Origin of the sequence: Nocardia seriolae NBRC 15557, from assembly GCF_007990715.1 — a bacterium.
In the GTDB taxonomy this organism is placed as follows: domain Bacteria; phylum Actinomycetota; class Actinomycetes; order Mycobacteriales; family Mycobacteriaceae; genus Nocardia; species Nocardia seriolae.
Genome location: NZ_BJWY01000060.1, coordinates 19,053 through 41,713 on the forward strand (window position 1 = coordinate 19,053; position 22,661 = coordinate 41,713).

Genomic DNA, 22,661 nt, shown 5'->3' on the forward strand with positions numbered 1-22,661 from the left:
ATGTCGGAGGAAACCCTGGACGCCACCCTGCTGAGCCTGCTCGCCTGCCCCCAGGACAAGGGCCCGCTGCAACTCGCGCACACCGCCACCGGCGACACCGTCCTCTACAACCCCCGCCTGCACCGCGCCTACCCCGTCGACAACGGCATCCCGGTGCTGCTCGTCGACGAGGCCCGCGACGTCTCCGACGACGAACACACCTTCTTCCTCACCCAGGGCTGACGCACCTCGCCCCGGGATCCGAGCACCCGGCCGCCCACCCGGAACTGCACTAGGCTCCCCGGGTGAGCAATTTCGGGGGACCCGGCCCAAATCAGCATCCGCACGGCCCAGACGACTTCTCGCACAACCCCTTCGCGTTTCCCGCCGGACCGACACCGGTTCCCGCTGGTGCCGGGCAGGGGCGGCGGGTTCGGGATGGTGGCCGTGGTGATCGACGTCGGCTCGACGCTGCTGACCGACGACGACACGGTCACCACGACCCTGGGCGCGGGATTCTGGGTCTTCGTCCTGGCGGCGATCACGGCCGCGGCGGCGCTGGCCGGTGTCCTGTTCGGCGGCAACGCAACCCGCACGGCCCCGCCGGTGGACGGCTACGGACGCCCGCTGTCGCGCCGCGCGGCCGGGCTTGACATCGGAGTGGGCCTGCTGCTGATCTCGCTGGCGGGTTTGATGGTGGCCGCCACGTTCTTTCATCAGGTCGGGTACATGACGCTGTGGCGCGCGTGAAACGACAAGACCCAGCTCCTGGGCGTACCCCTCGTCCTCGGAGCGGTCGCGGCACTGATCACCGCGGTGCTGTCGTTCACCGGACGCGGCCGGATCGCGGGGGCGGTCAGCGCCACCGCGCTCTTCGCGGCCGGTCTGCTCCTCTCGACGGACACCCTGGATCAGACCTTGCCCGGCGATGTCGGATTCGGCACCTTCGGCCTCGGCGCTTGGCTGCTGTTCGCGGCCACCGTCCTCGCCCTGCTGGTGACGGTCCTGGCCGGGTTCGCCGCAGCCCGCGCCGGATTCGTCGCCGCACCAGGCGCAGGGCGAGACCGTGCGACAGGAGTGGACGCCGCCGCCGACGCCGGGGCAGTAGCCGCGACCGTGACGGATCCGGTTGTGGCGGTGGTCAATCCTCCAGTGGCAGATCGCCGGTGAAGTAGCGCTGGATGGTGGGGCCGACGGTGGCGGCCAGTTCCTCGACGGACATGGTGGCGATCGGTTCCAGGCGCAGGATTTTGCGGGTCACCAGCAGGCCCGTGAGTTGGGAGGCCGCCAGGGCGGCGCGTTTGGCGCCGGTGCCCGGGGGCGAATCGACCAGGGGGCGAATCTCTTTGAGGACGACGTCGAGCAGGAAGGTGCGGGCCAGGGCCGGGTCCTCGCTGGCCAGCAGGCTGCGGAAGGATGCCACCGCGGGCATGCCGATGGGGGAGTCCCAGATGGGCAGCACCGTGCGGATGATGTGCTCGCCCAGTTCCGTCACCGGCACGTCGATGAAGCGGTCCAGGATCTCCCGCGGGTCGAGCGGCAATCGCAGTGCGGCGCCGAACAATTCGTGTTTGGTGCCGAAATAGTGGTGCACCAGGGCCGGATCCACGCCCGCGGCGGTGGCGATGGAGCGGATGGAGGCCTTGTCGAAGCCGACTTCGGCGAACCGCACCCGGGCGGCGTCGAGGATCGCCTCCCGGGTGCCGGAATTGCCCGGACGTCGTCCGCTGCGGGTGCCGTTGCCACCTCTCACGCGGTGCGCCGGCGTAGCGTGGCCGCGCCCAGACCCAGTGCGACGGCGGCGAATACGGCCACGATCAGGATGTCGCGCCACATCTGGCCGGTGACACCGGTGTGGGTGGAGACCTGCTGCAGGGCGTCGACGGCGTAGCTCAGCGGCATCACATTGCTGATCGCCTCCAGCCAGCCGGGCAGCTGCCCGCGCGGAACCAGCAGGCCGCACAGGAAGAATTGCGGCAGCACGAGCACCGGCATGAACTGCACGGCCTGGAACTCGGTGCGGGCGAACGCACTCGCCAGCAGGCCCAGGGCGACACCCAGTATCGCGTCGACCACCGCTATCAGTACGACCAGCCCCGGGCTGCCCGCCGAATTCAGGCCCAGCAGCCAGAACGCCACCAGGCACGCGACCCCCGCCTGCACCGCGGCGGCGACCGAGAAGGCGGTGCCGTACCCGGCCAGCAGGTCCAGCTTGGACAGCGGGGTGGTCATGAGCCGTTCGAGGGTGCCCGAAACCCGTTCGCGCTGCATGGCGATGGCGGTGATGAGGAACATGACCACGAACGGCAGGATGCCGAGCATGGTGATGCCGATCCGGTCGAACAGCCGCGGCGCGTGCGGCATGGTCGGATAGTTCTTGTACACGAAGTACAGCAGCGTCATGAGCAGCGCGGGCACCAGGACGATCATGGCGACGGTGCGCCGGTCGGCGCGCAACTGCTTGAGAATGCGCACGGTGGTGGCGGTGTAGCAGCCCAGCGGACGCGGGCCCGCCGGGCGCTGCCGTGTCGAAAAGGTCGCGGTCACAGCTCTTCTCCCATCCGGATGAGCTTGAGGAAGGCGTTCTCCAGACTGGATTCGCCGGTGTCGGAACGTAGTTCGGCGGGGGAGAGCTGGGCGAGCAACCGGCCCTCGCGCATGAGCAGCAGCTGTTCGCAGTGTTCGGCCTCGTCCATGACGTGGCTCGAAACCAGCAGGGTGCGGCCCTGTTTCGCGAGCGCCTGGAACTGCTCCCAGAGATCGGCCCGCAGGACCGGGTCGAGGCCGACCGTCGGCTCGTCCAGCACCAGCAGCTCCGGATCGGCCACCAGCGCGCAGGCCAGCGAGACCCGGGTGCGCTGCCCGCCGGACAGCTCGCTGCCGCGATGCTCCATATGACTGGTGAGACCCACCGCGGCCAGCGCGGTTTCGACGGCATCGTGCGAAGCCCCGTACAGCGCACCGAAATACGCGACATTGTCGGCCACGGTCAGATCGTTGTAGATGCTCGGATCCTGGGTCACGTACCCGACCCGCCGCCGCAGCCCGCGCGACCCGGCCGCCTCGCCGAGCACGCTGACCGTCCCGGATTCGATGATCTGGGTGCCGACGATGCTGCGCATGAGCGTCGTCTTCCCGCAGCCCGAGGGGCCCAGTAGCCCGGTGATGCTGCCGCGGGGCACGGTCAGCGTGATGTCCTGCAGAACCTGGTGTCCGCCGCGGCGTACCTCGAGGTGCTCGATGGCGATGGCATCGGTTGTTGTCGCTGGCGCCGTCACGGTCACCCTCAATTCATCGAGTGTTGAATTCACTACGTGATGAATTGTGAGCCTGCGGGACGCTCGGCGCAAGACCCGGCGCGTGTCGGCGGCCGCGTGTCCGGGCCGACCCCGGTTCCGGGGCGGCCGCGTGTCCCGGGCGACTCACGCGATCTGACCAAATCGTGACGAAACACGCGAGCTCGGCCGGTCCGGGCGCATTCCGCGGTCCGGCCGCCCAGAATCGGCCTCATGCGTGTACTCCTGACCGGCGCGGCCGGATTCATCGGCTCGCACATCCACCGCGCCGCCCGCGCCGCCGGGCACGAGGTCGTCGCGGTCGACTTCATGCTCGCCGCCGCCCACGGCTCGGCCGCTGTCCCGCCGCCCGGCATCGCCCGCGCCGACGTGCGCGACCCGGAGCGGCTCGACGAACTGCTGCGCGGCATCGACGTGGTGTGCCATCAGGCGGCCGTGGTCGGCGCGGGCGTCAGCGCCCAGGACGCGCCCGCCTACGCCAGCCACAATGACCTGGGCACCGCGGTCCTGCTCGCGGCCATGGAGCGGGCGCACTGCCGGCACCTGGTACTGGCCTCGTCGATGGTGGTCTACGGCGAAGGGCGGTACGTGGATTCCGCCGGGGTGCCCGTGGATCCGGCCCCGCGCACCCGCACCGATCTCGACAACGGCCGCTTCGACCACCGCGGTCCCGACGGCCGCCCCTTGACGTGGGCCCCCATCGACGAGGACGCGCCGCTGCGGCCGCGCAGCCTGTACGCGGCATCCAAAGCGGCGCAGGAGCATTACGCGCTGGCCTGGGCCGCGGCCACCGGCGGCACCGTCACCGCGCTGCGCTACCACAATGTCTACGGACCCGATATGCCCAGGGACACACCGTATTCCGGAGTGGCGGCCATCTTCCGTTCGACCCTCGAGGCGGGCGAGGCCCCGCGCGTGTTCGAGGACGGCACCCAGGCCCGCGATTTCATCCATGTCCGCGATATCGCCGCCGCCAATGTGGCCGCGCTCGAACATCCCCTCGGCGCGTTCACGCCCCTCAATATCGCCTCGGGCAACCCCATCGCCATCGGCGAGGTGGCCTCGATCCTGGCCAAGGCGTGCGGCGGGAAGCAACCGGTGGTCACCGGCGACTATCGCTCCGGCGATGTCCGCCACATCGTGGCCAGCCCCGAACGCGCCCGCCGCACACTGGGTTTCATCGCCGAGACCACACCCGGCAACGGACTCACCGAATTCGCCACCGCCCCGCTGCGTGCCGCCGCCGGTGCCGGAGCTCCCACCTGGCGGTGAATTCGCCGGTGGCGGTTACCAGTTCGTCAGAATCAAGTGATTGATCAGCAGTGCCCCCGCCGCCTGCACGCCGAGCCAGAAGCGCGTGCTGTGGCGGGGGAGCAGGGCGGTGGCGGCGAGTGCCCAGACATCGAACGGCAGCCAGATGCGCTCGGTCTCGGCCTTGCTCAACCCGCTGATATCCGCGATCAGGATGGCGGCGACGCCCGCCGCCGCGACCAGCGCGGCCGGATCGACGTGGGATCGCCAGCGGGGCAACCAGTCTCGGAGCGGGCGCAGCGGCTGTATCTCCAGTTCGACCAGCATCCGGCAGCTCGCGGCGGCGGTGGCCAGCCCGACCGCGCACACCGTCGCCGCGAGATTGCCCCACACCCAGTACGAGTACGGGCGCTCACTCGCGATGCCCTGGTAGTACCGCTCCACCACCAGGTGATAGCCGGTGAGCCACCAGAATCCGGCCGCCGCGAAGGCGGCCACCACGGCGAGCGCGCCCGCCAGCGCGGGCAGCGCGGGCCGGAAGGAGCGGGCGAGGAGCACCGCGGCGGCCGCAACGGCCAGCAGCACAAGGCCGTAACTGAGGACGAGGGCGAATCCGAACAGCAGGCCGGACGCGAACGCGGCGACGATCCAGCCCCGCCCCAGACGCGTGGCCACGGCCAGCAGCGCGACGGCCCACGCGCCCACACCCGCGAACAGCCCGTCCGCCGACACCGCGATCCAGATGGCCGCGGGCATCAACGCGAGGAAAGGCGTTGCGGCCCGGGCCCGATGCTCGGACCCCAGCGCCCGGATGGCGAACGGCACCGCCGCCGCGGCACTGGTGCCCACCAGCAGGCACAGCACCCCCGCCCACGCGCCCCCGCCCAGCCCGATCCGATCCAGCAGCACGAACACCAGCAGCGCCCCCGGCGGATGCCCGGACACGTGCGTGGTCCACGAATCCGGCTGGAAATCCAGGATGCGCCCGGAGAATCCGCGCAGCACGGCCCCGATGTCGTGCACGCCGCCGACCTCGTGGAGGTACTCGTCGCGGGTGGTGAGCCGATTCGCGAAGCCGCGCCGCCACCCGTCCACCATGGCCAGGGCGAGGGCCCAGGCGGCCGCGGCCGCCCAGGTGGCGAACAGCAACCGGCCCCACGACAGCCGCCGCGCCAGATCCGGCCCGAACCGCACCACCGCCGCCGCGATCGCGACGGCGGGAATCGTGCCCCAGCCGATGTGCGGCAGCCAGCCCCCGAATATCGGTGCCGCCCCGGCATAGAGCCGGTCCCGCCAAGGTTTGCCCTCGATTCGCGGAATCAGGAAGGCGGCGAGGACGAGGAGAAAAGCCGCCAGCGCGCAGTAGCCGTCGACGCGGGTGGAGACGTAGCGCGCGACCCGGGTCGCCGAAGCGTTCGCCATGGTGGAAACCCTAGGCCCCGAACCGCGCCGGAACTGTCCGGATCGCGATTGTGCCTGCTCTTGTCATACTTTCGTCATGCGTGTCCCGGGGTCGGAAGGCCCCGGTAGGCCGTACGGTCGAGGCCATGACCGAGTTGGACTCCGCACCCGGGGTCACGGTGGTGATCCCCTGCCGGGACGAGGCCGAAGCCTTGCCGGGCGTACTGTCAGCAATCCCCGTGGGCTACCGGGTGATCGTGGTGGACAACGGTTCCACCGACGGTACCGCCGCGGTGGCGCGCGCTGCCGGGGCGACCGTGGTGACCGAGACGACCCCCGGCTACGGCAGCGCCGTGCACGCCGGCGTCGATGCCGCCCGCACCGAACTGGTCGCCGTGCTCGACGGCGACGGCTCCCTGGACCCCGCCGAGCTACCCCGGCTGGTGGCCGAATTCGGGCCCGGCGTCGACATGGTGGTCGGCCGCCGCCGGGCCGTCCCCGGCGCGCAACCGCTACATGCCCGAATCGGCAACTGGGCCTTCGCATTCCGGCTGCGTCGCCGCTACGGGCTGCCGGTGCACGATATCGCCGCCATGCGGGTGGCTCGCCGCGACCGGTTGCAGGCGCTCGGTCACCTGCACGCCCGTTCCGGATATCCGCTCGCCCTGCTCACCGGCGCGGCCCGCGCGGGCTGGCTGGTGCTCGAACGCGACATCACCTATCGGCCGCGGACTCACGGCGAGTCCAAGGTCTCCGGTTCCTGGCTCGGCACCCTGCGTGCCGCCCGCGACTTCTGGAGCGTGCGATGAACATCGGCGAACCCACCGAGATCCTGTTCCCGCGTCCGGGCGCCGACGGTCCGCTCGGCGCCTCCGACGCGGTACCCGCCACCCTGCTGGTGGTGGCCAAATCACCCATCGCGGGTTTCGCGAAAACCCGTCTCACCCCGCCCTTCTCACCGGTCGACGCCGCGTACCTGGCGGCCTGCGCACTGCTCGACACCCTGGACGCGGTGCGCGAGAGCGGGATCCGCCACCGCGTGGTCGCCTGGACCGGCGACCTCGACCGGGCCGAACGCTCCATCGAACTGGCCGCCGCCCTGCGCGATGTCACGGTGATCCCGCAGCGCGGCGACACCTTCGGCGAACGCCTCGCCCATGCCCACCTCGACGCCGCCGAGTTCGGCGTCCCCGTCCTGCAGATCGGCATGGACACCCCGCAGGCCGACGCCGACCTGCTCACCCGCTCCGCCGCCCGCCTGGTCGCCACCGGCGACGCCGTCCTCGGCCCCGCCACCGACGGCGGCTGGTGGGCCCTCGGCGTCCCCGAACCCCGCCCCGCCCGCCTGCTGGCAGACATCCCCATGTCCACCGCCCGCACCGGCGAACTCACCGAAACCGCCCTGCGCCACAGCGGTTTCCGCGTCCACGCCCTGCCCACCCTCACCGACGTCGACACCTACTCCGACGCCATCTCGGTGGCTGCCATCTCCCGAGGCCGCTTCGCCCGCACCGTCACCGACCTGGTGACCGCGAAAACGCCTGTTCCACTCTGACATTCGCTACCGAAAGGAGCCCGCGGTGCACACCGACGACTCCGACCCCGCGTCCAACCGCCCCACCGCCACTCCCGGACCCGCCGCCGCACCCAACCCGGCGGCGGGCGGTCCGGCCGGGTCGGCGTCGCATACCGGAACGACGGGGGCGACCCTGCTGCCGCCGGTGCTGGCCGGGCGGCTGTCCCCGGCCCGGTCCACCGCGGTGGCCGCGCGGGTCGGGATCGCGCTGGGGGTGGGAATCGCCATCCTGTTCGTGACCGGGGAGATCAGTCATCTGATTCAGCATCCGCCGGACTGGTTCTGGTGGCCCGCGAATCCGGTGTGGCTGTATCGGGTGACCCAGGGGACGCACGTGACGGTCGGGGTCATGATGATTCCGCTGCTGCTGGTGAAGCTGTGGTCGGTGTATCCGCGGTTCTTCCTGAAACCCTCGGTGCGGCGGGCGCTTCCGGAGGCGCTGGAGCGGGCGTCGGTGGCGGTGCTCATCGGCGCGGTGCTGTTCCAGATCGTGACCGGGCTGTTCAATACGGCGCAGTTCTATCCGTGGAAGTTCTTCTTCACCACCACCCATCACGCCATGGCGTATGTGGCGTTCGGTGCGGTGGTCGTTCACCTCGCGGTGAAGCTTCCGGTTGTGCGACAGGCGCTTTCGCGACCGGTCACCGAGCCGGGCGCCGAGGCGGGGGAGCCCGGACCGTCGAGGACCGGCGTTTCGCGGCGGGCCGTGCTGACCGCTGCCGGGCTCGGGACCGTGGTCGCGGGCCTGGCCGTCGCCGGGCAGTCGATTCCCTTCCTGCGCTGGGTTTCCCTGCTGGCCCCGCGCAGCGGCCATGGCCCGCAGGGTGTTCCGATCAACCGGACGGCCGCCGCCGCGGCGGTCACCGAGACGGCCCGTTCGCCGCGGTACGCCCTCGCCGTGAAAGTCGATGGCCGGGAACGCGGTTTCTCGCGGGCCGACCTCGAGGCGCTGCCGCAGACCGACCGCGTCCTGCCCGTCGCGTGTGTCGAGGGCTGGAGCGCGACCGGCCACTGGTCCGGTGTCCGCCTGCGCGACCTGCTGGCCCAGGTGGGCGAATATCACGGCGGCGACGTGCGTTTCGTCTCCCTGGAGACGACCGGCATCTACGGCTCGTCGGTGCTCCCGCACACCCACGTCGTGGACGACTCCACCCTCATCGCCCTGCGCCTCAACGGCGAGGAGCTGGCCCTCGATCACGGCTACCCCTGCCGCCTGATCGCGCCGAACCGCCCGGGCGTGCTACAGACCAAATGGCTGAAGTCGATCGAGGAACTGTCATGACGATCTTCCGGATCCTGTTGGGCGCGTTGGGCATCGGCCTCGCCTACTACGGCGTCGAACTGCTGCTGAAGATGAGCACCACCGACCTGGGATCGGTGGCCGTGTGGTTCATCGGCGCGATCCTCGCCGAGAATCTGATCTTCGGTCCCGCCGCCGCGCTGGTCGGGGTCCTGGGCCACTACGTGCTCCCGGCCCGCTGGTGGCCCGCCTACGCCGTCGGCGCGTTCACCAGCCTCGCCCTGATTCTCATCGCCGTCCCGGTGCTCGGGCGCGAGGGCGCGGTGCCCGGCAACCACTCCATCCTGGACCGCGATTACACCGTGGGCCTGCTGATCTCGCTGGCCGTGGTGTGGGCCGGTGTCGCCGCCTACCTGCTGCTCAACCCCGCCCGGCGGTCTCCAGCAGCGGCAGCCGAATCTCGAAACGCGCACCCTCGGGCCGATGCCGGGCACTGATATCGCCGTGGTGCGCGGCCACCAGGCCCGCCGCGATGGCCAGCCCCATGCCGCTGGAACTGCCGAGTTCGCCCGCGCCGGGGGAGCGGGCGGAACTGCCGCGATAGGCGACTTCGAAGATGCGCGGCAGATCGGTGTCGGAGATGCCGGGCCCGGTGTCGTCGACCCGGGTCCAGGCCTGGCCGTCGTCCGCGCCCGCCGAGATATCGATGCGGCCACCCGGCGGAGTATGGGCGATGGCGTTGGCGACCAGATTGGTCAGCACCCGCCCCAGCGCCCGATCGCTGCCCGCCACCACGATCTTGTCCTCGGGTTGCGTTGCGGCCAGGGTGATCCGGGCCCGCTCGGCGGTGGGCCGGTTGGCGGCCAGCACCTCGTCGATGAGCTCGCGCAGATCCACCGGCTCCAGCTCCAGCCGCAGCGCCCCCGAATTGATCTTCGACATCTCGAACAGGTCGTCCACCATGGCCGAGAGCCGATTCGTCTCGCGCACAATCTGTTCCGCGTACCGCTGCACATCGCCCGGCTCGGCCACCACCCCGTCAAGCAGCGCCTCGCCCATGGCCCGGATGCCCGCCAGCGGCGTGCGCAGATCATGACTCACCCAGGCCACCAGCTCGCGCCGCGACCGCTCGGCCGCGCGCTCCTGCTCGAGCATCTCGCGCTCCCACACCGTGGCCCGCGCCTGCTCGCGGCCCAGCAGAATCGCCGCGGGCACGGTCACCGCGGTGACCACCGCCAGCACCACCGCCGTGCGCTCGAACGCGTCCCCGAACATCATCCCGCTCACCGCCACCACACCGCACAGGGTGGCCACCGTCGGAATCAGCACCAGCACGGCCATGCTGGTGGTCATGGCGCGATTGCGGGTGTAGCGCAGCCCCAGCGCCCCGATCGCCACCACCGGCAGCGTGCCCGCCAGCGCGTACCCGATCAGTCCGGGCGTATCAGTCGGCACCGGGCGCCTCCTCCGAATCCACGCGGCCCCAGGCGTATCCGCGGCCCCACACCGTCTCGATCCGATGCCCGGCACCCAGCTTGGCGCGCAACCGCTTGACGTGCACGGTGACCGTCGACAGGTCACCGAAATTCCAGCCCCACACCTCGGCCAGCAGTTCCTGGCGGCTGAACACCCGCCGCGGATGCGCCAGCAGGAATGCCAGCAGATCGAATTCGCGCGCGGTCAGCTCCACCGGGATCCCGGCCGCCACCACCGTCCGCGCGGCCCGATTCAACTCCACCCCGTCCACCCGCAGCACTTCCTCGACCACCGGGTGCGGATGCGTGCGCCGCAGCACCGACGCCACCCGCAGCGCCAGCTCCCGCGGACTGAACGGCTTGGTCACGTAATCATCGGCCCCCGCCTGCAACCCGATCACCCGGTCGTCCTCCTCCCCGAGCGCGGTCAGCAGGATGATCGGCGTCTCCGGATGCGCCCCCGCCCGCACCGCCCGCGTCAGATCGATCCCATCCGGCGGCGGCATCATCACATCCAGTACGGCCAGGTCGATCTCATTGCGCTCCAGCACCGAGGCGGTCGCGGGCCCGTCCGCGGTCTCGACCACCTCGAGCCCATCCCGCTCCAGATACCGTCGCACCACATCCCGCACCACCGGATCGTCATCCGCCACCAGAATCCGCATACCCCACCCTAGGCCGCCCGCCCACCCGAACCACCAGGTCCAGGCGATTTCCCTGTCCGCCGTCACAGTTTCGTCACCGCCGCCACGCGCCTGCGACGGCACCGGCGGCCATACCGTCGAATCATGGACCCTGCGCCCGGCACGCCCGAACCGATGGGCCGCCACCGTGTCCGCGGATCCGAACCCGGCCCGAATTCGCCCGAATACCCGCGTCATCCGTACCGGTGCGCCGCCGGGTGTTCCACATCGCCGCGCGCCGACGGACTCCCCGATCACCCGGTGGTCCAGGCGGAGCGTGGTGGCGGTCCGGTCGATTGCGAGGCCGGCCCCGGACCGTGGTCGCAGGCCCGGCCGCACCGCTGGGGGCGGCTGCGCGCCCGATTCCCAGGTCGCACGCGGGCGCGGTCGCGGGCCATCGCGCGCGAGCGTGCCGATCGGGTGCTGACCTGCTGCTGTGACGGTCCGACCATCGATCTCGCCTGCGGCTCCGGCAGACTCGCGGACCGGCTGATGCGGCGGGGCGTCGTCGCGTTGAGCGTCGATCTGTCCCCGGTGGCGGTGGCGGTGACCAGATCTCGCGGCGTCCCCGCGCTCCACCGCGACCTGTTCGACCGTCTCCCCGGCACCGGCCGCTGGGCCTACGCCATCCTCGCCGACGGTGTCGTGGGAATCGGCGGCGACCCGGTGCGGGTGCTGCGCCGCGCCCGCGAACTCCTGGCCCCGGACGGTGTGGCCATCGTCGAATTCGCGGCGGCCGGAACCACTTCGAGAGTCCGGCGCGCCGGTGCACCGAACATCGGCCCGCTGCCGTGGGCCCGGATCGGAATCGACCGCGCCCCCGCCCTGGCCGACGCCGCGGGCCTGCGGGTGCTCGCCGCCGTCTCGGTCGCAGGACATGACATCGCCTGGCTGGTGCGCGGGCATTGACGTCGGCGGTGATCCGGCACGGCCCACGGCGCAGCGCACCGCAGCCCGAATTCGCGGCCGAGTGCGGGTGTGGTGGCGGGATTTCGCGCGGCGGGTGCGGCGATCGCCGCCTGCCGCCTCTACGCTCTGCACGTGACCAGCGATATGTCCGGTGCGGCGGAGCTAGAGGCGCAGGGCGGGCAGGTCCGGGCCTCGACCCTGGAACTGTTCTTCGACCTCGTGTTCGTCTTCACCATCACGCAGTTGACCCACGTGTTCACCCACCACCCGGGCTGGCAGGAGCTGGGACAGGTGGCGCTCATGTTCGCCATCATCTGGTGGATGTACAGCGGCTACGTGTTCCTCACCAACGAGGTCGCGCCCAGCACCTCGTCCCGGCGAACGTTCCTGCTGCTGGGCATGTTCGGCTTCTTCGTCATCGCCATCTCGATCCCGCACGCGTTCGGCGGCACCGGGCTGGTGTTCGGCCTCGGATACATCGTGGTGAACACGGTGCACACCCTCATGTTCGCGACCGCGGGCGGCGCGGGGGCCAGCTCTGCCATGCTGCGCCTCGCGCCGCTGAACGCCGTGTCGGCGGGCTTGGTGCTGGCGGGTGGCATTGCCGACGGCCGGCTGCGCGGCGTGCTGTGGACGCTGGCGATCGTGTTGCAGATCGTCACCCCGTACGTGGTCCGCGTCGAGGGGTTCGTGATCCGCCCCAGCCATTTCTGCGAACGCCATGGCCTGGTCGTCATTGTCGCGCTGGGCGAATCCGTGGTGGCCATCGGCGCGAACCTGGGCGATCAGGATCTGACGGTCGGCTTGATCGCCAGCGTCGCGCTCGGCCTCACCCTCGGATATGTGCTGTGGTGGGCCTACTTCGGCTTCGACGACGAGCGTGGCGAACACGCCCTGCACGCGCTGCCCGCCGCGGTGCGGACCCGGCCCGCCGTGCTGGCGTACGGGTATTCGCTGTACATCGTGCTGATCGGCATCATCCTGACCGCCGCGGGCATCGCCATGACCATCGCGCACGGCAACCAGCCCGCGAGCAAGGCGGCGGCACTGGCCCTTTCGGGCGGCGTGGCCCTGTTCTTCCTCGGGCAGTGCGCATTCCGGCTGACGCTGCGCCTGCCGCGGCCGTGGTGGCGGCTGCTGGCCGCGGTCTGCGTGCTGGCTACGACACCCATCGGATTCGCCTGGGTGGCATGGGGACAGCTCGGCGTGCTGATCCTGGTCGCCTACGGTTTCGTCATCGCCGACGACCTGATGTCCATCCGCGCCGGTGAGGACAGCGCTTACGTGCGCCCGGAAATCTCGGCGGTCGGACGGTTGATGACCCGGAATCAGCAGCAATAGAACCGAATTCCCGCCGCCACGAACGGCGGGCGGCGGGTTCGTTTGTCAATTCCGTTGCGGCAGCGCGCATCCGTCGGGACCGCACGCCTCGGCGTCCGCGTCCGCGACGAACTCCAGCTCCGGCGCGTGATCGCTCCAGGTCCGTTCCAGCGCCTGCGCGAACACCTCCGGCGGCTGCGCGCCCGACACCCCGTACTTGCGATCCAGCACGAAGAACGGCACGCCCCGCGCGCCCAGCCGCGCGGCCTCGGCCTCGTCGGCGCGCACCGCGTCGGCGTAGGCGTCCGGATCGTCGAGCACCTCGCGCACGGCGGCCGCGTCGAATCCGGCCGCCACCGCCACCTGAACCAACCGGTCGACATCACCGAACAGCGGCTGCTCCTGCGCGAAGTTGGCCGCGTACAAGGCGTCCAGCAGCTGCTCCTGCTTGCCCTGCGCCAGCGCGAAATGCAGCAGCCGGTGCATGTCGAAACTGTTGCCGAAGTCGCGACCCTGGGTCAGATACGGCAGCCCCATCGCCTCGGCCTGTGCACCGATGCCGCGCTCATTGGCGGCGGCCTGCGCCTCGCTGATCCCGTACTTCTCGGCGATGTGCGGCACCACCGCGTCACTGTGATCGTGCGGCAGCGTCGGGGCCAGCTCGAAGGACCGGTGCACCACCGTCACGGCGTCGCGATGCGCGAAGTCCGTGAGCGCCTCCTCGAAACGCCGCTTGCCCAAATAGCAGAACGGGCAATTGATATCGGTCCAGATCTCGACCTGTACGGCCATCACACCTCACTCCGACGCTGTTTCCGCAGGCCGGGGGCCCGGCCACCCTGATGCCAACCGGTAACCGGGCCCGAATGTTCCGCTGTGGTGCAGGTCACAATCGCCGATTGTCACGTTCCGGCGGGCTGTCCTGTCCCATGCCCGACCCACCAAGGAACACACCTTCGGAGCCAAAGATGAACGCCAACGCCACCGTCCACGAGATCGTCGTCCTCGGCGCGGGCTACACGGGCATGATCGCCGCCGTCCGGCTGGCCCGCCGCACCCGCAAGATGAACGTCCGCATCACCCTGGTGAACCCCTCGGACCGCTTCACCGAGCGGCTGCGCGTGCACCAGATCGCCGCCGGACAGGAACTGGCCGACCACCGCATCCCCGCCATCCTCGACGGCTCGGGCGTGGTCTTCCACCGCGCCGCCGCTCTCGCCATCGACACCGCGGGCCGCATCGTCACCCTCGACGACGCCACCGAACTGCACTACGACAACCTGATCTACGCGCTGGGCAGCAGCACCGACACCTCGCTCGTCCCCGGCGCCGACCAGCACGCCTGGACCCTCAACGACCCCCGCCTGGCCCGCCGATTCTCGCGGCGGCTCACCGAGATCGCCGCGGCCGCGGGCACTGTGACGGTGGTCGGCGGCGGCTTGACCGGCATCGAGGCGGCCACCGAGATCGCCGAAGCGCACCCGGAGCTGACCGTCACCCTGGTCAGCGCGCGGCAGCCCGGCGACATGATGGGCGAGCGGGCCCGCGCTCACCTGGAGCGCGCCCTCGACCGGCTGGGCATCGTCCGCAAGATCGGCGTGAAGGTCACCAAGGTGCTGCCCGACGCGGTGCGCCTGGACACCGGCGAATTCGTCGCCTCGGACCTGACCCTGTGGACCACCGGCGTGAAGGTCTCGCCGCTGGCCGCCGAGGCCGGAATCGCGGTGGACGCGCGCGGGCTCATCGTCACCGACCCCACCCTGCGCTCGGTCTCGCACCCGGAGATCCACGCCATCGGCGACGCCGCCGCGGTCCGCATGGCCTGGGGCCAGATCCACGGCACCTGCCAGAGCGGCATCCCCACCGGCACCTACACCGCCGACACCCTGGCCCGGGTGCTGCGCGGAAAGACCCTGCGGCCCTTCCGCTTCGGCTACTTCCACCAGCCGGTCAGCCTGGGCCGCCAGGATGCCGTCATCCAGTTCACCAAGGCCGACGACACCCCGAACCGCTGGTACCTGAAGGGCAAGGCCGCGGTCGCCTACAAGGCCATGGTGAGCGGCAGCCCGGTCCCGAGCTTCAAGATGAGCAAACACATGACCGTGCAGGCGCAGCTGTCGAACGGCGGCCGCGCCACCCGCGAGACCGCATGATGTGCGCATCGGATACCGGGACACCGAACGGGTATCCCGGTGTTCCATTGGAACCGAACCGAAACAACCGGTAGGTATGAGTCCGTGCAGGATTCGATCGACCCCTTCGTCGCGCACCGCCGCTTGCTCTTCGGCACCGCGTACCAGATGCTCGGCACCGTCACCGACGCCGAGGACATCCTGCAGGACGCCTGGATCAAATGGCATGAGGTGGACCGGGATTCGGTCACCCACCCCAAGGCGTACCTGGTCCGCACCGTGACCAACCTGGCGCTCAACCGCCTCGCCTCCGCGCGCGCCACCCGCGAGACCTACGTCGGGCCGTGGCTGCCCGAACCCCTGCTCACCACCGCGACCGGCGCCGCCGAGGAGACCGAGATGGCCGACACCGTGTCGACCGCCATGCTGGTCGTCCTGGAAACCCTGACCCCGATCGAACGCGCGGTCTTCGTGCTGCGCGAGGTCTTCGGCTACTCGCACGCCGAGATCGCCGGATTCCTGGACCGCCCCGAGGCGACCGTCCGCCAGATCTCGCATCGCGCCCGCTCGCACGTGCAGGCGCGGCGGCCGCGTTTCGACACCGATCCGGCCACCCGCTCGGAGATCACCGAGAAGTTCATGGCCGCCGCCCAGGGCGGAGATGTCAACGCGCTCATGGAATTGCTCGCGCCCGAGGTGACGCTGTGGAACGACGGTGGCGGCAAGGTCACCGCCGCGCGCCGCCCGCTGCACGGGCCCGATCACGTGGCGCGCTGGCTGCTGGGCGTCATGGCGAAGCCGATCAGCGCGGGTATCCGCCTCGAATCCGCTTATGTCAACGGTGAACTCAGCGTGGTCGCCATCATCGGTGATTACCGGGTGGGGGCGTTCACCTACGACATTCGCGACGGGTACATCGAGAACGTGCGCTTCCAGGTCAATCCCGACAAGGTCGCCGGAATTCAGGCGGTTGCCGAATAGGCCGCTGAATCGGGCCCCGATAGCTCCGCCCCGGACCCGACCCCGGCTGTGTTCGTGAGCCGAGGCGCCCTCCCGCCGATGCCGCCGGGAGGGTGTTCGGGAACAATGGACCGCCGTGGGCGCCGAAGAACTTGCCGTGGAACCGCTGCGCGCCGCCCGGCGACTGCTCGGCGGCACCCTCCGATCCGGCCCGGTCGGCCTGCGCATCGTGGAGGTCGAGGCCTACGGCGGCGATCCGGCCGGACCCTGGCCCGACCCGGCCGCCCACTCCCATCGCGGCCGCACCCCGCGCAACGGCGTCATGTTCGGGCCGCCCGGCGTGCTGTACGTGTACTTCAGCTACGGCATGCACACCTGCGTGAACGTCACCAGCGGTCCCGACGGCCTGGCGAGCGCCGTGCTCATCCGGGCCGGGGAGATCACCGCGGGCCTCGACCTCGCCCGCACCCGCCGTCCCGCCGCCAAAACCGACGCCGACCTCGCGCGCGGACCCGGCAATGTCGGCAGCGCGCTGGGAATCACCCTGGCCGACTACGGAACTCGGCTGTTCGAACCGTCCGCGCCCGTCCGCCTCGAACTCGGCCCCGAAATCGCCGAAACCGCAATCGTTTCCAGTGGACCGCGGGTCGGGGTGAGCCTGGCCGCCGACCGGCCGTGGCGATTGTGGCTGCCGGACTCGCCCGCGGTCTCTGCCTACCGCCGCAGCCCGCGCGCACCCCGGCTGGAACGCCCCGCCTGACCCGGGCGGCGCCCCGCACCCGAACCGCGCGGTCCCCGGGGGAATCCCCACCACCGCGATACCGGGCCCGGTCCCCGTATCCCCGCGCGGCCCAGCGGTCTACGGTGGGTGGATCGACAGCTCGCCCCGAGGTGGAAGCCCATGTTCGAACGGTTCACCGACACCGCCCGCCACGTCATCGTGGCGTCCCAGGAAGAAGCCCGCGGGCTCGGCCACGACTGGATCGGCACCGAACACCTGCTGCTCGGCATCCTGCGCGTCGGCGACCCGATCGCGGGCCGGACCCTGGCGGGCCTCGGACTCGACCTGTCGGGCACCCGCGACCGCGTCGAACAGGCCGTCGGCATCGGCGAGCATCGCCCCCCGGCCGGGCACATCCCGTTCACCCCGCGCTCGAAGAAGATCCTCGAGATGTCCCTGCGCGAGGCAATGCGCCTGCAGCACAACCACATCGGACCAGAACACATCCTGCTCGCCCTGGTCGAGGAGGGCTCGGGCGTGGCACCCCAGGTCCTGCTGAGCCTCGGTGCCACCCCGGAGGACGTGCGCACCCGCGTCATCGCCGCCATCGGAGCCAACCCGGCCACGGGCGCGTCCTCACCATCCGAATCAGACCTGTACCAACGCCTCTCGGCGCTGGAAGCCCGGGTCGCCGAACTGGAACGCCGCCTCGGCCCCGAATCCGGGACCGAGGCCGGTGACGTCGGCGCCTGAAACCGCGGCCGGGTACGGGTTTCGACCGGCACCGCGGCAGGCCGACGGCCGGGATCTCGCCTCGCGTGGTCGAGCCCGGCCGGGCCCCGCAACCCGCGCCGAGCTAGGCGGGCACCGCCCGTCCCGCTCGGGCCGCCGCGGCCAGTACCGCGGCAATCGTTGCGCGAGAGGCGGTCTCACCCTCGCCGAACGCCCAGGCCACCCCGTCGCCGGTGCGGTATTCCAGGTAGGCCGCCGCGCCCGGACCGGATCGGTCCACGCCGTGCGAAGTCATCGACAGCACTTCGATCGGATAGCCGTGCGCGGCCAGCGCATCGATCGCCTCCTCGACCGCCGCGTCGGCGGGAATACCGGCTTCGGGCAGCGGGATCGTTCCGGCGTAGGCGGCGATGCACAGCTCCCGCAGGGTCTCGGCCGACACCTCCGTACCCGTGTCATCGGTGTGGCGCTGCACGTGGCGGGCGAAGTCGATCTGCAAGCGGCGCGGCAGGTCCAGGCCGTACTCCGACTGCAGCAGGTAGGCGATGCCGCCCTTGCCGGACTGGGAATTCACCCGGATGACGGCATCGTAGGAGCGGCCGACATCGGCGGGGTCGATCGGCAGATACGGTACCTCCCAAGGGATTTCACGTTCGGGCAGGCTCAGGCGGGCGGCGCGATCGCGATGCTCGGCGAAGCCCTTCTTGATCGCGTCCTGATGGGTGCCCGAATAGGCGGTGTAGACCAGATCGCCCGCGTACGGGGGACGGTCGTGGATCGGCAGCCGCGTGCAGTACTCCACCGTGCGCCGCACCTCGTCGATATCGGAGAAGTCGATCATCGGATCCACGCCCTGCGCATGCAGATTCAAGGCCAGCGTCGCCAGATCCACATTGCCGGTGCGCTCGCCATTGCCGAAGACACAGCCCTCCACCCGCTGCGCACCCGCCAGCACGGCCAACTCCGCGCAGGCGACTCCGGTGCCGCGGTCATTGTGCGGATGCACCGACAGGATGACGCTGTCGCGCCGCGCCAGGTTCCGGTGCATGTACTCGATCTGATCCGCGTACACGTTCGGCGTCGCCACCTCGACGGTCGCGGGCAGGTTCAGGATCACCGGCCGTTCCGGGGTGGCGTCCCACAGCGTGGTCATCCGATCGCAGATGTCCAGCACGTAGTCCGGCTCGGTCAGCATGAAAACCTCGGGCGAGAACTGGAATCGCACATTCGGCATGTCCCCGGCCAGTTCCAGCACGTCGCGCCCGCCGGCGGTGATCAGTTCCGCCAGCTCGTCGCGGGACCTGCCCAGCACCACGTCCCGCCAGATTGGCGCGGTCGCGGTGTACATGTGGATGACGACGTCATTGGGAATGCCGCGAATCGATTCCACAGTCCGCTCGATCAGATCCCGCCGCGCGGGGGTGAATACGACGATGGTGACATCGGCGGGAGCCAACCCCGCCGACCCGATCAGCCGCACGAAGTCGAAGTCGGTCTGCGAGGCGCTGGGATAGCCGACCTCGATCTCCTTGTAGCCCATGGCCACCAGCATTTCGAAGAACCGGCGCTTGCGTTCGGGGTCCATCGGCTCGGCCAGCGCCTGATTGCCGTCGCGCAGATCGACGGGCACCCACAGCGGTGCGGTGGTGATCCGGTTGGCGGGCCATTCACGTTCGGTCAGCGGCACCGAAACCTTTTGGTACACATCGCGATACCGATGTGACGGCATGACGGACGGCTGCTGACGATTCCAGATCGGGGAAGTGCTCACGGCAGTTTCGCTTTCGCGTCGGAGAAAGGTGACCGGCGCAGCACAGTGAGCCCGCTAGCGGGGTGCCGGTCCGGTCAGACCCCGCCGCGGCGGCGAAGGAGAAGCAGCGCCCCCGTAAGCATGTGGACTAGACTAGAGGACCTTCACTCCTCAGACAAGTAGAGAGGTAGAGCAATCGTGGCGCAGGTACAGAGGTATCCTCTCGCCGCCCAGGCCGCCGAGGTCCTGCTGACCCGGATTCGCGCGGGGGAGTGGGAACTGGGCCACCGCCTCCCCGGCGAAACCACCCTCGCCGCCCAGCTCGGCATCGGCCGCTCCACCCTGCGCGAGGCCATCCGCGAACTCGCGGGCAAGGACGTCCTCGAAAGCCGCCAGGGCGCAGGCGTTTTCGTCACCTCCCTGGACGCCACCGAGGACTGGGACACCGTGCTGCGCCGCAGCGACATCGTCACCGTCATCGAGGCCCGCATCGCCATCGAGGCCGAGGGCGCCGCCCTGGCCGCGCTCCGCCGCACCCCCGCCGACCTGCGCGCCATCCTCCGCGCCCTGGCCGCCCGCGCCGAAAGCGGCGACACCATAGAGCAATTGGTCGACGCCGACACCGCCCTGCACCGCACCATCGTGGCCGCCGCCCACAACGACATCCTCCTCGAACTGTTCAACGCCTTCGTCCCCCGCTCCCGCCACGCCATGATCGACATGCTCCGCATCCGCCCCATGCGCAGCCCCACCACCGACCACGACGCCCACGAGAACATCTACGACGCCATCCGAGCCCGCAACCCCGAGGCCGCCGCCACCGCCAGCCGCATCCACCTCACCGCCCTCAAAACGGCCTTCGACAGCTAGCCGGAAAAGAATCTCCCGGGCGCCGATGAGTTCGCGCGACGCTCCCCGTCCTTATGGGCAAGCGAGTTCGATACCGAACCGACAAGCCCGAGAAGGACATCCGACATGACCACCATGGCCGCCACCCCGACCATCGCCACCACCACCTCCGCCACCCCCGGCAAGATTCGCAACCGCGTGCTGTGGACCCTGCAGAACGTGCTCGGCCTGTTCTTCATCTTCGCCTCGGGCCTGCCCAAGTTCGTCGGTCAGGCCGACGCGGTTCGCGTCTTCCACCAGATCGGCTGGGGTGACTGGTTCATGTACTTCACCGGCCTGGTCGAGGTGTCCGGCGGGATCGGGCTCATGGTCCGCCGCCTGACCGGCCCGGCCGCCGCAGGGTTGTCCATCACCATGGTCCTCGCCGCCGCCACCCAGGCCTTCCTGCTGCACGCCCCGGCCCTGGCCCCCTTCCCGCTGGTCCTGGTCGGTGTCTTCGCCTGGATCGCCTACGAGCGCCGCGCCTCGTTCTCCACCTTCATCAACCTGGTGAAGTGAGCGTGAAAATCCGCTAGACCCCGGGCCCGTCGCCGATCACACTCGGCGGCGGGCTTCGGGGCGTCCGGTGGTCATCCACTCGAATTCGCTTACCGGCCCGCCGATCCTCGATCGGCGGGCCGGAACCGTTTCGCCACTACCCGGGCCTGTGCAACCTCCTCATTCACGTGCGGAAAGATAGGTAGGCGTGAGCGGCGACATCATCGATGAACTGACCTGGCGCGGACTGATCGCGCAGTCCACCGACCTGGACGCGTTGCGCGCGTCCGCGGCCAAGGGACCGATCACCCTGTATGCCGGGTTCGACCCGACCGCGGCCTCCCTGCACGCCGGGCACCTCGTTCCACTGCTGGCGCTGAAGCGCTTCCAGCGCGCGGGCCACCGTCCCGTCGTGCTCGCGGGTGGCGCGACCGGGCTCGTCGGTGACCCCCGCGATGTCGGCGAGCGCACCATGAACTCCACCGACACCGTGGCCGAATGGGCCGGGCGCATTCGCTCGCAGCTGGAGCGTTTCGTCGATCTCGGCGATGCCCCCAACGCGGCGATCATCGCCAACAACATGGACTGGACCGGCCCGCTGAGCACGGTCTCCTTCCTGCGCGACATCGGCAAGCACTTCTCGGTCAACGTCATGCTGGCCCGCGACACGGTCAAGCGCCGCCTGGAGTCCGACGGCATGTCCTACACCGAGTTCAGCTACATGCTGTTGCAGGCCAACGACTTCCTGCAGTTGCGCCGCGAATACGGCTGCACGCTGCAGGTCGGCGGCTCGGACCAGTGGGGCAACATCATCGCCGGCGTCGAGCTCAATCGCCGGGTGGACGGCGAGCACGTGCACGCCCTTACCGTCCCCCTGGTGACCTCGGCCGACGGCAAGAAGTTCGGCAAGTCCACCGGCGGCGGCAGCCTCTGGCTGGACCCCGAGATGACCAGCCCCTACGCCTGGTACCAGTACTTCGTGAACACCGCCGACGCCGACGTGGTCCGCTACCTGCGCTGGTTCACCTTCCTCTCCCGCGAGGAACTCGACGAACTGGAGAAGGCCACCGCCGAGCGCCCGCACGCCCGCGAGGCCCAGCGCCGCCTGGCAGCGGAGATGACGACCCTTGTGCACGGTGAAGAGCACACCCGCTCGGTCCAGCTGGCCAGCCAGGCTCTCTTCGGTCGCGGCGAACTCCGCGAGCTGAACGAGTCGACGCTGGCCGCGGCGCTGACCGAGGCCGCGGTCGACGGCAAGGTCGCCGAGGCGACCACCGCCTCGACCATCGTGGACATGCTGGTGGAGTCCGGACTGTGCGAAAGCCGCGGTGCGGCACGGCGTGCGGTCAATGAGGGCGGCGCGTCGGTGAACAACGAGAAGGTGTCCGACCTCGAGTGGACTCCCTCGGAGGCGGACTTCCTGCACGGCAGTTGGCTGGTGCTGCGCCGCGGCAAGAAGAACTTCGCCGGTATCCGCCGCGCGGCCAACTGACCTGCCGCGCAACTGATTCGGAAACAAGATCGAAATGACCTGGGTCACAATGGGGGGTCCCAGGTCGCCGAACCGCCCAGTTTGCAACGCGCTGACCAGCGCAAACATATTGGCGACCAGCGGATTTGACCTTGCGTTATCCGCCGCGTAACTTAGTCCAGGTCAGAGCGACACGGACACCGACCGGGACCGAAACGCCCAGCTCAGAGGCTGGAAATCGGAAGCGGAAACGAGGTTGGACGAAGGCGCCGGACATGAACACCCAGTCAAAAAAATTGGTCCTTGACTCTGCGGAGTCCTGCGGCTAGGCTGGAAAAGTTGCCTCACTGGACATTCGATCAACTCGGATCGATGGTGT

At 70.1% G+C, this 22,661-nt stretch carries 25 protein-coding genes; 17 read left to right on the forward strand and 8 right to left on the reverse strand.

The features are described 5' to 3' along the window. The 3 genes from NS2_RS19005 (at nucleotide 1) to NS2_RS19015 (ending at nucleotide 1,149) form a co-directional block, all read left to right on the forward strand. A complete protein-coding gene (locus NS2_RS19005) occupies nucleotides 1-222 on the forward strand; it encodes a Trm112 family protein (RefSeq protein ID WP_033088822.1) in 222 nt (73 codons plus the stop codon). Nucleotides 223-390: 168 nt separating this feature from the next. Continuing rightward, entirely contained in the window at nucleotides 391-729 is a 339-nt protein-coding gene (locus NS2_RS19010) for a hypothetical protein (protein WP_143161364.1), read from the forward strand. A 66-nt stretch (nucleotides 730-795) separates the two neighbouring features. Further along, a complete protein-coding gene (locus NS2_RS19015) occupies nucleotides 796-1,149 on the forward strand; it encodes a hypothetical protein (RefSeq protein ID WP_033088820.1) in 354 nt (117 codons plus the stop codon). Here the strand turns inward: NS2_RS19015 and NS2_RS19020 are convergent. From NS2_RS19020 to NS2_RS19030, 3 genes are read right to left on the reverse strand one after another with little or no spacing between them, the layout of a single operon-like run. Continuing rightward, nucleotides 1,121-1,732, reverse strand: a complete 612-nt coding sequence (locus NS2_RS19020) for a TetR/AcrR family transcriptional regulator (protein ID WP_033088819.1) — start codon at nucleotides 1,730-1,732, stop codon at nucleotides 1,121-1,123. The two genes, NS2_RS19015 and NS2_RS19020, sit on opposite strands and share 29 nt — an antisense overlap. Continuing rightward, entirely contained in the window at nucleotides 1,729-2,526 is a 798-nt protein-coding gene (locus NS2_RS19025; protein ID WP_370737302.1) for an ABC transporter permease, read from the reverse strand. Before NS2_RS19025 ends, NS2_RS19020 begins: the two co-directional genes overlap by 4 nt. Then, complete coding sequence (locus NS2_RS19030) at nucleotides 2,523-3,257, reverse strand: ABC transporter ATP-binding protein (RefSeq protein WP_033088837.1); 735 nt, start codon at nucleotides 3,255-3,257, stop codon at nucleotides 2,523-2,525. Before NS2_RS19030 ends, NS2_RS19025 begins: the two co-directional genes overlap by 4 nt. A 231-nt stretch (nucleotides 3,258-3,488) precedes the next feature. Here NS2_RS19030 and NS2_RS19035 point away from each other — a divergent pair, with 231 nt between their 5' ends. Next, nucleotides 3,489-4,547 carry an NAD-dependent epimerase/dehydratase family protein gene (locus tag NS2_RS19035; protein ID WP_033088818.1) on the forward strand — a complete coding sequence of 353 codons (1,059 nt, stop codon included), beginning with the start codon at nucleotides 3,489-3,491 and terminating at the stop codon, nucleotides 4,545-4,547. 15 nt (nucleotides 4,548-4,562) lie between these two features. Here the strand turns inward: NS2_RS19035 and NS2_RS19040 are convergent, their stop codons facing one another. Beyond that, nucleotides 4,563-5,948 (reverse strand): hypothetical protein, encoded by a 1,386-nt coding sequence (locus NS2_RS19040; RefSeq protein ID WP_228102744.1) that lies wholly within the window; start codon nucleotides 5,946-5,948, stop codon nucleotides 4,563-4,565. A 125-nt stretch (nucleotides 5,949-6,073) separates the two neighbouring features. Between NS2_RS19040 and NS2_RS19045 the strand changes: the two genes are divergently transcribed. The 4 genes from NS2_RS19045 to NS2_RS19060 are packed head-to-tail and all read left to right on the forward strand — an operon-like array spanning nucleotide 6,074 to nucleotide 9,240. Continuing rightward, entirely contained in the window at nucleotides 6,074-6,736 is a 663-nt protein-coding gene (locus tag NS2_RS19045) for a glycosyltransferase family 2 protein (protein ID WP_033088817.1), read from the forward strand. Then, nucleotides 6,733-7,482, forward strand: coding sequence for a TIGR04282 family arsenosugar biosynthesis glycosyltransferase (locus NS2_RS19050; protein ID WP_081986028.1), 750 nt, complete (start codon nucleotides 6,733-6,735; stop codon nucleotides 7,480-7,482). Before NS2_RS19045 ends, NS2_RS19050 begins: the two co-directional genes overlap by 4 nt. A gap of 25 nt (nucleotides 7,483-7,507) precedes the next feature. Then, nucleotides 7,508-8,785, forward strand: a complete 1,278-nt coding sequence (locus NS2_RS19055) for a molybdopterin-dependent oxidoreductase (RefSeq protein ID WP_306455140.1) — start codon at nucleotides 7,508-7,510, stop codon at nucleotides 8,783-8,785. Continuing rightward, nucleotides 8,782-9,240, forward strand: a complete 459-nt coding sequence (locus NS2_RS19060) for a hypothetical protein (RefSeq protein ID WP_052086625.1) — start codon at nucleotides 8,782-8,784, stop codon at nucleotides 9,238-9,240. Before NS2_RS19055 ends, NS2_RS19060 begins: the two co-directional genes overlap by 4 nt. On the opposite strand, the gene NS2_RS19065 is transcribed toward NS2_RS19060, so the two are convergent. Together NS2_RS19065 and NS2_RS19070 are read right to left on the reverse strand one after the other, a co-directional pair. Continuing rightward, a complete protein-coding gene (locus tag NS2_RS19065; protein ID WP_033088816.1) occupies nucleotides 9,164-10,198 on the reverse strand; it encodes a sensor histidine kinase in 1,035 nt (344 codons plus the stop codon). The two genes, NS2_RS19060 and NS2_RS19065, sit on opposite strands and share 77 nt — an antisense overlap. After that, on the reverse strand, nucleotides 10,188-10,883 hold the full coding sequence (locus NS2_RS19070; protein ID WP_033088815.1) for a response regulator transcription factor: 696 nt from the start codon (nucleotides 10,881-10,883) through the stop codon (nucleotides 10,188-10,190). Before NS2_RS19070 ends, NS2_RS19065 begins: the two co-directional genes overlap by 11 nt. A 123-nt stretch (nucleotides 10,884-11,006) precedes the next feature. Here NS2_RS19070 and NS2_RS19075 point away from each other — a divergent pair, with 123 nt between their 5' ends. Both NS2_RS19075 and NS2_RS19080 read left to right on the forward strand, forming a co-directional pair. Further along, complete coding sequence (locus NS2_RS19075) at nucleotides 11,007-11,810, forward strand: methyltransferase domain-containing protein (RefSeq protein WP_228102745.1); 804 nt, start codon at nucleotides 11,007-11,009, stop codon at nucleotides 11,808-11,810. A gap of 132 nt (nucleotides 11,811-11,942) precedes the next feature. After that, a complete protein-coding gene (locus NS2_RS19080; RefSeq protein WP_228102746.1) occupies nucleotides 11,943-13,151 on the forward strand; it encodes a low temperature requirement protein A in 1,209 nt (402 codons plus the stop codon). A 45-nt stretch (nucleotides 13,152-13,196) separates the two neighbouring features. On the opposite strand, the gene NS2_RS19085 is transcribed toward NS2_RS19080, so the two are convergent. Beyond that, nucleotides 13,197-13,922 carry a DsbA family oxidoreductase gene (locus tag NS2_RS19085; RefSeq protein WP_033088814.1) on the reverse strand — a complete coding sequence of 242 codons (726 nt, stop codon included), beginning with the start codon at nucleotides 13,920-13,922 and terminating at the stop codon, nucleotides 13,197-13,199. Nucleotides 13,923-14,098: 176 nt separating this feature from the next. Between NS2_RS19085 and NS2_RS19090 the strand changes: the two genes are divergently transcribed. From NS2_RS19090 to NS2_RS19105, 4 genes are all read left to right on the forward strand, one after another. Beyond that, nucleotides 14,099-15,283 carry an NAD(P)/FAD-dependent oxidoreductase gene (locus NS2_RS19090; RefSeq protein ID WP_033088813.1) on the forward strand — a complete coding sequence of 395 codons (1,185 nt, stop codon included), beginning with the start codon at nucleotides 14,099-14,101 and terminating at the stop codon, nucleotides 15,281-15,283. 84 nt (nucleotides 15,284-15,367) lie between these two features. Next, on the forward strand, nucleotides 15,368-16,243 hold the full coding sequence (locus NS2_RS19095; RefSeq protein ID WP_033088812.1) for an RNA polymerase sigma-70 factor: 876 nt from the start codon (nucleotides 15,368-15,370) through the stop codon (nucleotides 16,241-16,243). Nucleotides 16,244-16,358: 115 nt separating this feature from the next. After that, nucleotides 16,359-16,982, forward strand: a complete 624-nt coding sequence (locus NS2_RS19100; protein ID WP_033088811.1) for a DNA-3-methyladenine glycosylase — start codon at nucleotides 16,359-16,361, stop codon at nucleotides 16,980-16,982. Between the two features lie 141 nt (nucleotides 16,983-17,123). Next, the gene (locus NS2_RS19105; RefSeq protein ID WP_033088810.1) at nucleotides 17,124-17,696 is read left to right on the forward strand and encodes a Clp protease N-terminal domain-containing protein; all 573 of its coding nucleotides are present in this window, start codon (nucleotides 17,124-17,126) and stop codon (nucleotides 17,694-17,696) included. Between the two features lie 103 nt (nucleotides 17,697-17,799). Here NS2_RS19105 and NS2_RS19110 read toward each other — a convergent pair whose 3' ends face one another. Then, complete coding sequence (locus tag NS2_RS19110) at nucleotides 17,800-19,404, reverse strand: 2-isopropylmalate synthase (protein ID WP_033088809.1); 1,605 nt, start codon at nucleotides 19,402-19,404, stop codon at nucleotides 17,800-17,802. Between the two features lie 216 nt (nucleotides 19,405-19,620). Here NS2_RS19110 and NS2_RS19115 point away from each other — a divergent pair, with 216 nt between their 5' ends. From NS2_RS19115 to tyrS, 3 genes are all read left to right on the forward strand, one after another. Then, nucleotides 19,621-20,295 carry a FadR/GntR family transcriptional regulator gene (locus tag NS2_RS19115; protein ID WP_033088808.1) on the forward strand — a complete coding sequence of 225 codons (675 nt, stop codon included), beginning with the start codon at nucleotides 19,621-19,623 and terminating at the stop codon, nucleotides 20,293-20,295. A 105-nt stretch (nucleotides 20,296-20,400) separates the two neighbouring features. Beyond that, a complete protein-coding gene (locus tag NS2_RS19120; protein ID WP_033088807.1) occupies nucleotides 20,401-20,832 on the forward strand; it encodes a DoxX family protein in 432 nt (143 codons plus the stop codon). A 187-nt stretch (nucleotides 20,833-21,019) separates the two neighbouring features. Then, the gene (gene tyrS, locus NS2_RS19125; protein WP_033088806.1) at nucleotides 21,020-22,303 is read left to right on the forward strand and encodes a tyrosine--tRNA ligase; all 1,284 of its coding nucleotides are present in this window, start codon (nucleotides 21,020-21,022) and stop codon (nucleotides 22,301-22,303) included. The last annotated feature ends 358 nt before the right edge of the window (nucleotides 22,304-22,661 follow it).